General features: G+C 58.3%; 5 protein-coding genes. 4 read left to right on the forward strand and 1 reads right to left on the reverse strand.

The features are described from left to right. The first annotated feature begins 149 nt into the window (after positions 1-149). From NW820_RS07795 to NW820_RS07805, 3 genes are read left to right on the forward strand one after another with little or no spacing between them, the layout of a single operon-like run. The gene (locus NW820_RS07795) at positions 150-1,706 is read left to right on the forward strand and encodes a B12-binding domain-containing radical SAM protein (protein ID WP_414407157.1); all 1,557 of its coding nucleotides are present in this window, start codon (positions 150-152) and stop codon (positions 1,704-1,706) included. Positions 1,707-1,757: 51 nt separating this feature from the next. Then, positions 1,758-2,918 (forward strand): SpoIID/LytB domain-containing protein, encoded by a 1,161-nt coding sequence (locus NW820_RS07800; RefSeq protein ID WP_414407158.1) that lies wholly within the window; start codon positions 1,758-1,760, stop codon positions 2,916-2,918. A gap of 37 nt (positions 2,919-2,955) precedes the next feature. After that, a complete protein-coding gene (locus NW820_RS07805; protein WP_414407159.1) occupies positions 2,956-3,168 on the forward strand; it encodes a hypothetical protein in 213 nt (70 codons plus the stop codon). Between the two features lie 49 nt (positions 3,169-3,217). Here NW820_RS07805 and topA read toward each other — a convergent pair whose 3' ends face one another. Next, positions 3,218-6,007: a type I DNA topoisomerase gene (gene topA, locus NW820_RS07810; RefSeq protein ID WP_414407160.1), complete on the reverse strand. Its 2,790-nt coding sequence runs from the start codon at positions 6,005-6,007 to the stop codon at positions 3,218-3,220. A gap of 195 nt (positions 6,008-6,202) precedes the next feature. Here topA and NW820_RS07815 point away from each other — a divergent pair, with 195 nt between their 5' ends. Then, a complete protein-coding gene (locus NW820_RS07815; protein ID WP_414342591.1) occupies positions 6,203-6,652 on the forward strand; it encodes a VOC family protein in 450 nt (149 codons plus the stop codon). The last annotated feature ends 150 nt before the right edge of the window (positions 6,653-6,802 follow it).

The following is a 6,802-nucleotide window of genomic DNA, read 5'->3' on the forward strand; positions in this document are numbered from 1 at the left end:
TAGCCTGCACAAGATCTGCCAATGGCTAACATCAGCAGGATATTGCGAGCAGGCGTTTGATCTGTGGCTGCTTTATCTAAGCCTAGCAAATCGATAGGAAACCAGTAGGGGATCAAGTTGGTCGATCTGCAACTCAGGAGCTGGTTGGTATGAAGGCGTTGCTGCTCTATCCGCGTTTTCCTCAATCATTCTGGTCTTACAATCGCACCATTGAGATGGTGGGGCTAAAAGCGCTAATGCCACCTCTTGGCTTGATCACCGTTGCTGCTTTGCTGCCCCAACACTGGGAGATTCGCTTTGTGGATCGCAATGTAGCTGATGAAACAGAAGCCGATTGGCAGTGGTGCGATCTGGTGATCTTGTCAGCCATGTTGGTGCAGAAGCAGGATTTCCACGCCCTCATTCGCAAAGCGGTGCAGTTGGGCAAAAAAGTAGCGGTGGGCGGACCCTATCCAACTTCTGTGCCACAGGATGCCCTGGAATCTGGTGCTCACTATTTGGTTTTGGATGAAGGGGAAGTGACCATACCGGCCTTTGTCAAGGCTCTAGAAGCTGGGCAAGAGTCGGGCATTTTTCGGGCTGCGGAAAAACCGGATGTAACCCAAAGTCCTTTGCCGAGGTTTGATCTGCTGCGTATGGATCAATACTTCATGATGTCAGTCCAATTTTCGCGAGGTTGCCCCTTCAATTGCGAGTTTTGCGACATCATCTCTCTTTACGGACGCAAGCCGAGAACCAAAGAGCCAAGTCAAATGCTAGCCGAGCTGCAAGCTCTCTATGACTTGGGTTGGCGGGGTTCGGTATTTGTGGTGGATGACAACTTTATCGGCAACCAGCGCAACGTCAAGCGATTTTTACGAGAGCTGATCCCTTGGAGCCAAAAGCGCAATTACCCATTTACCTTTATGACAGAGGCTTCGGTTAACCTGGCCGAAGATGAAGAACTGATGAGGTTAATGGTAGAGGCGGGTTTCTATGCTGTCTTTTTGGGCATTGAGACTCCAGACCAAGACAGCTTACAGATGACCCAAAAGCTCCAGAATACCCGCCACCCTTTGGTGGAGGCCTGTCGCAAGATCAACGATGCTGGACTGCTGATCTATGCTGGGTTTATTCTGGGCTTTGATGGAGAGCGGCCAGGAGCAGGGGAGCGCATTCAGGCTTTTGTCGAGCAAACCGGTATTCCTCAGCCAATGCTGGGCATTTTACAGGCTTTGCCAAACACACAGCTCTGGAATCGCTTGAAGAAAGAGGAACGGTTGCTGGAAGGGATCGGCGTGACTGAGTTTGGCGATCAAAATACACTGATGAACTTTATTCCCACCCGTTCTCTATCGGAGATTGCCCGAGAGTATCTGGAAAGTTTTTGGAAACTGTATGATCCTGCACGATATTTGTCTCGCTGCCTGCAACAATGCCTGAATATCGGCATCAAAGATGGCCGACGGCAAATGATGAAGCTGCCCCTTCGCAAAGGGATCCATCTGCTTCTACAACTCATCTGGCGGCAAGGGATCCTTCATCCCGAAATCCGCGCCCAATTTTGGCGGCAGCTATGGACGATTTGGCGACAGAAACCGAGCCTGCTGAACCTATATTTGGGCCTCTGCGCTGCAGGAGAACACTTTTGGGAATATCGGGAATTGGCCCGCGCCCGGCTTACCCAGCAACTGGGATACGATCCTTTGCTGGCCAGCTCATCTTGACAGTATTTCTGGGGGAATGGTCTATCGATAGAGGATGCCCGGATGGGGCCTATGCGGCGACGACAGTTGGGGGCGATGGTGCTGGGATCCCTGTGGGCTGTTTGGGGAGGCTCTCGGCAGGCCCAAACGTCCGGGCGCGGAGATTGGCTGGCCGTGGAGCTGTTCAGCCGCTGGAGTGCGGATCCCTTGGCCGAGTTGGAGCTGGTTGGCCCTTTTGTTTTGAATCAGCAGCCTTTTCCAACAGGCACCTGGAAGTTACAGGTTCGCCGCCAAGAGCTCCTGCTGACCGGGCCGGGACAGCCTCGTCGCTACCAGGGATCCCTTTGGCTACAGGGGGGAGCTCTGCGCTCCCTCGCAGGGGAGGAGCGTCGCTATCGGGGCTGGGTACAGATTCGTCCCAAGGGTTTAGGTCGCCTGCATCTGGTGAATTGGGTGAAGTTGGAAGACTATCTGCTGGCTTTGGTGCCCAGCGAAATGCCCGCCGACTGGCCAGCTGCCGCCTTGCAGGCGCAAGCCATCTTGGCCCGTACCTTGGCCGTTCCCCATCTGTGCCCCGGCCCCAGAAGAGAATGGCCCTCTGCCCCGATAAGGCCATTGCAAGACTCCACCGCCCACCAGTTCTATGGTGGCCTGGCCTATGAGACGGCGGCGACCACTGCTGCGGTGCGGGCAACCCGAGGGCAGATCCTAACCCATGCCGGCCAGCCGATAGAGGTTCTGTTTCACTCCACCTGTGGGGGCCACACCAGCGCCAATCAGGATATTTTTGCCCCACCCGCCCGCCCCTACCTACAAGGGGTGATCTGTGACGGGTGTCGCGCCTCTCCCTTCTATGGCCCTCACAGCGTCCGGCTCAGCCGACGGGAGTTGGAGCCAGCCTTCGGCAACGGCGATCTGGAGATTGTGCAGTCGGATCCCTGGGGTCGCCCCCTGCGCATCCGCGTTGGATCCCAACTGTTGACTGGCCAAGAGTTTGTGCTGCGCCTTGGCCAAACCCTGGGTTGGGGGATCCTCCCCAGCAACCGCTTCACGTGGGAACGTCTCCAGCCAAAGGCCGGCCAGCAGGAAGTGTACCTTTTTACCTATCGCGGAGCCGGCCATGGGGTGGGACTGTGTCAGTGGGGATCCCGTGGCTTGGCCGAGCAGGGCTACACGGCGCCGCAAATTCTCAATCACTACTTCCCCGGCACCCAGGTGATAACGTTGAGCTGAAGGCTGTTGGCCCCGACTCCAACTCTCATTTACTCCCGTGTCCCTTGCACACCCCCATCGTCGCCATCCTGCCTACTGCTACTGCAGTGAGCTGGAACACGCCCAGATTCTCAAGCGCCAGCAGCAGGATCCCTTGCCGTTTGCAGAAGCGATGCGGGTGCATTGCCAATCGGGAAGCCGCTGTGGCCGCTGCTTGTGGCCCTTGGAGCAGTTGTTTCGTCAGCAAAGCTGCTACATAGCCGATCCCTGAGCCACCTTGAGCAGGCGACCTTGGGCCATCGCACCCCAAGAAGCTGACCTCAGGCGGGGGCTTTGGGGGTGATCTTCACAATGGTGGGACGGGATCCCACCTGGGCTGACCCATTCGCTTGGGCTTGCGGCTCTTTGGCCATCCCGCTGCCAGTGGAAGTGGTTTGCGCTTTACGCCGCTTCTGCGGCACAGCATTTCCGGCCTGCTGGGCTGTAGGGCTGCTGGAGGCAGCTTTGGCTTGGGCTTTACCTGCAGAAGCGGTCGAGCGGCTTTTCCCCTTGACCTCTGCAGAAGAGCCTTCCTTTTCGGCCAGCACCTGCAGGGCCATTTCCAGGGTAACCGCTTCGGCAGGGATCCCTTTGGGCAAAGAGGCATTGACCTTGCCATGTTTGACATACAGCCCGTAGGGGCCGTCGTGCAGATTGACCGGCTCACCATCCTCAGGATGGGATCCCAGCTCCCGCAAGGGCTTGGCAGAGCCGCGCCCACGGCCTTTCTTGGGCTGGGCCAACAACTCCAGCGCCCGCTCCAGGCTGATGGTCAGCACATCCTCATCGGCGGGCAGAGAGCGAAAATCGCCATCGCAGACCACGTAGGGGCCGAAGCGGCCAATGCCGGCCTGCACTTTTTTCCCCGATTCCGGGTGTTCCCCCAAGGTGCGGGGCAAGCTCAGCAACCCCAAGGCGATCTCTGGCGTAACCTGATCCGGTTTCAGCCCTTTGGGCAGAGAGGTGCGCTTGGGTTTTTTGTTGTCCTCAGAAACTTCCCCCAACTGCACATAGGGGCCATAGGGGCCCTGCGGGATCACATAGATTGGCTCCTGGGTTTCCGGGTGAAAGGCAATGGGCTTGGGGCCTTCTTGCTTCCGCTGGATCAGCTCCGCAATGTGTTCTGGGCTCAGATCGGCGGGGGGAATATCCTCCGGCAGGTTGGCGCGCACCTCTCCAGACTCAGTTTCAACTGCTACATAGGGGCCATAGGGGCCAATGCCGATCTTGACAGGCAGGTTCTCCAGATGGATGGAGCGGGCCAGGCCGGAATCAATTTCCAGCTCGCGCGCCTTCACCTGTCCCTCGAGACCCTGCTCGCCCAAGAAGAAATGGCGCAGATAGGGCAGCCACTCCGCCTGTCCAGAAGCAATGTCGTCCAGCGTTTGCTCCATCTCGGCAGTGAAGCGGGTATTCACCAGGTTGGGAAAGTATTTTTCCAGTAGCTCGGTGACTGCAAAAGCCGTGTAGGTGGGCACGAGGGCACTTCCCATCGGCCTGACGTAGCCACGGCTCATGATCGTATTCAAGATGGTGGCGTAGGTGCTGGGGCGGCCAATGCCCTCACTTTCCAACACCTTGACCAAGGAGGCTTCCGTATATCGGGCTGGAGGCTGGGTTTCGTGGGCAACGGGTTCCAGCTTCTGGCAGCGGAGGGGATCCCCCTGCCGCAACAGAGGCAGATGCACCTCCCGATCTTCCAAAGCCGCCTCTGGGTCGTCGGATCCCTCCACATAGGCGCGGAAAAAGCCGGGAAAATCGATGCGCTTGCCGCTGGCCCGGAACACCGCATCGTCTACGGCGATGAGTACGATGGTGTGGGTCTGCCGCGCCTCAGCCATTTGGCTGGCGACGGTGCGCTTCCAGATCAGGTCGTAGAGGGCCAGCTCCTGGCCGGAGAGGGGGGTTTGGCTGGGCAGGCGAAACTCTGATCCGGCAGGACGAATGGCCTCGTGGGCTTCTTGCGCCCCTTTGGTTTTGGTGGTGTACTGACGGGGCTCGGGGCTGAGATATTCTCTGCCGTACATCGACTCCACGCAGGCGCGGGCAGCGCGGATGGCCTGCTCCGACAGGTGGACCGAATCGGTGCGCATGTAGGTGATGTAGCCCTCTTCGTAGAGCTTTTGGGCAATGCGCATCGTCTGCTGGGCCGACAGGTGCAGCTTGCGGTTGGCCTCCTGCTGCAGGGTGGAGGTGGTAAAGGGAGGGGCAGGTTTGCGGGTGGAGGGGCGCTCTTCCACAGAGCTGACGATCCAGGCTTTTCCCAGCAAGCGATCCCGCAGGGCCTCGGCCTGGGCCTGATCCAACAACACCACATCCCGCCCGGCAATGAGCTGGCCGGTGCTGGGATCGAAGTCTTGCCCATTGGCCAGGCGTTTGCCACCCAAGCTCACCAGCTCTGCTGGAAAGACAGCCTGCTGGCCGGCGACGGTCGTTTTGGGCTGCAGCTCCGCTTTGAGATCCCAGTAGGAGGCTTTTCTGAAGGCGCGCCGCTCCCGCTCTCGATCCACCAAAAGCTTGACCGCCACCGACTGCACCCGCCCTGCCGAGAGTTTGGGGGCAATTTTTTTCCACAGCAGCGGCGACAGGGTATAGCCCACCAGGCGATCCAAGATGCGGCGGGTCTCCTGGGCACGCACCAGTTGTTCATCCACCTCACGGCAGTTTTGCAGCGCCTCCTGAATGGCCTCGCGGGTAATCTCGTGGAACACCATGCGGCGGGTGGGCACTTTGGGTTGCAGCACCTGCTGCAAGTGCCAGCTAATGCTTTCCCCTTCGCGGTCTTCGTCGGTGGCCAGGATCAGCTCGTCCGCCTTCTTGAGCGCTTCCTTCAGCTCCTTGACCACCTTTCTTTTGTCCTTGGGGATGACGTAGAGGGGCTCGAAGTCGGCGTGGACATTGACCCCCAGGCGGCTCCACTCTTCTCCTTTCAATTCTTCTGGAATTTCAGATGCCGAATCGGGAAGATCCCGCACATGTCCCATCGAGGCCTGAACCTCATACCCCGCAGGCAAGAACCCACGGATGGTACGGGCTTTGGTGGGAGATTCGACAATGACCAGCTTAGGCATAATTGAGGTTGGCAGCAATCGGCTTAGGTTGTCGCATTTCCCGCCCCAAGGATTGGGCGGGCCAGCATACACTGCAAGAGGTGCTTAAGATAGACAGCCTACTTTTCTGGAGCGTAGCAAGTCTGTCTGCGCTTGACCAGCCGTCATCGGCGATGATCCGAGCGGTCTGGCCCCATCTGGCTGCTTTGCAGGACGATGAAACTACACCATTTTTCCATTCGCACCGCCGATATCTTCCGCTCCATCGCTTTTTACGAGGGGCTGGGCTTTGCGGTGGAAGAACGCTTTACTGCCGGGATCACGCTGGCCTGCTGGATGCGCGGCCCCTGGGGGCGTTTGGAGCTGATGCAAGTGCCGCAGCCCCATCCTGCCCCGGATCCCTTTGGGGATCCCCACTATGTGGGCTACTATCACCCCGCTTTTGAGGTGGGCCCCGAATGGGGATCCCTGGCCAACTACCTAGAACATTTGCGAGCGCAAGTGCCCCTTACCCTGCTGCTGCCGCCCCAGCTCCAGCAAATTGGGGGCCAGGTCTATGAAGTGGCGTTCATCGCCGATCCCGATGGCCTGCCGATCGAGCTCATTCGTCCCCAGGGATCCTCAGGAGAGAGTCTGCCCCAACGCCCAGAGGACATTAATAAATAAATAGTTGGATAACTAGTTGATGGGTTAGAGGATCTAATTTGGGTGGGAGCGGTCGTTCCCCCTTGTCCAGATCCTGGAGAGCCAACCCTAAAGCTAAGCTAGTAGAGCTTCTGGGGAACTTGAGAGAAGGGTTTGTTGGCCGCTTGTCAG

The sequence above is a fragment of the Synechococcus sp. R55.7 genome, assembly GCF_047461955.1.
Lineage (GTDB): Bacteria > Cyanobacteriota > Cyanobacteriia > Thermostichales > Thermostichaceae > Thermostichus.

Excerpts from the sequence above, each read along its gene's own strand:
- NW820_RS07815 (WP_414342591.1), top strand. The coding sequence starts at position 6,203 with ATGAAACTACACCATTTTTCCATTCGCACCGCCGATATCTTCCGCTCC.
- NW820_RS07795 (WP_414407157.1), top strand. The coding sequence starts at position 150 with ATGAAGGCGTTGCTGCTCTATCCGCGTTTTCCTCAATCATTCTGGTCT.
- topA (WP_414407160.1), bottom strand. The coding sequence starts at position 6,007 with ATGCCTAAGCTGGTCATTGTCGAATCTCCCACCAAAGCCCGTACCATC.
- NW820_RS07800 (WP_414407158.1), top strand. The coding sequence starts at position 1,758 with ATGCGGCGACGACAGTTGGGGGCGATGGTGCTGGGATCCCTGTGGGCT.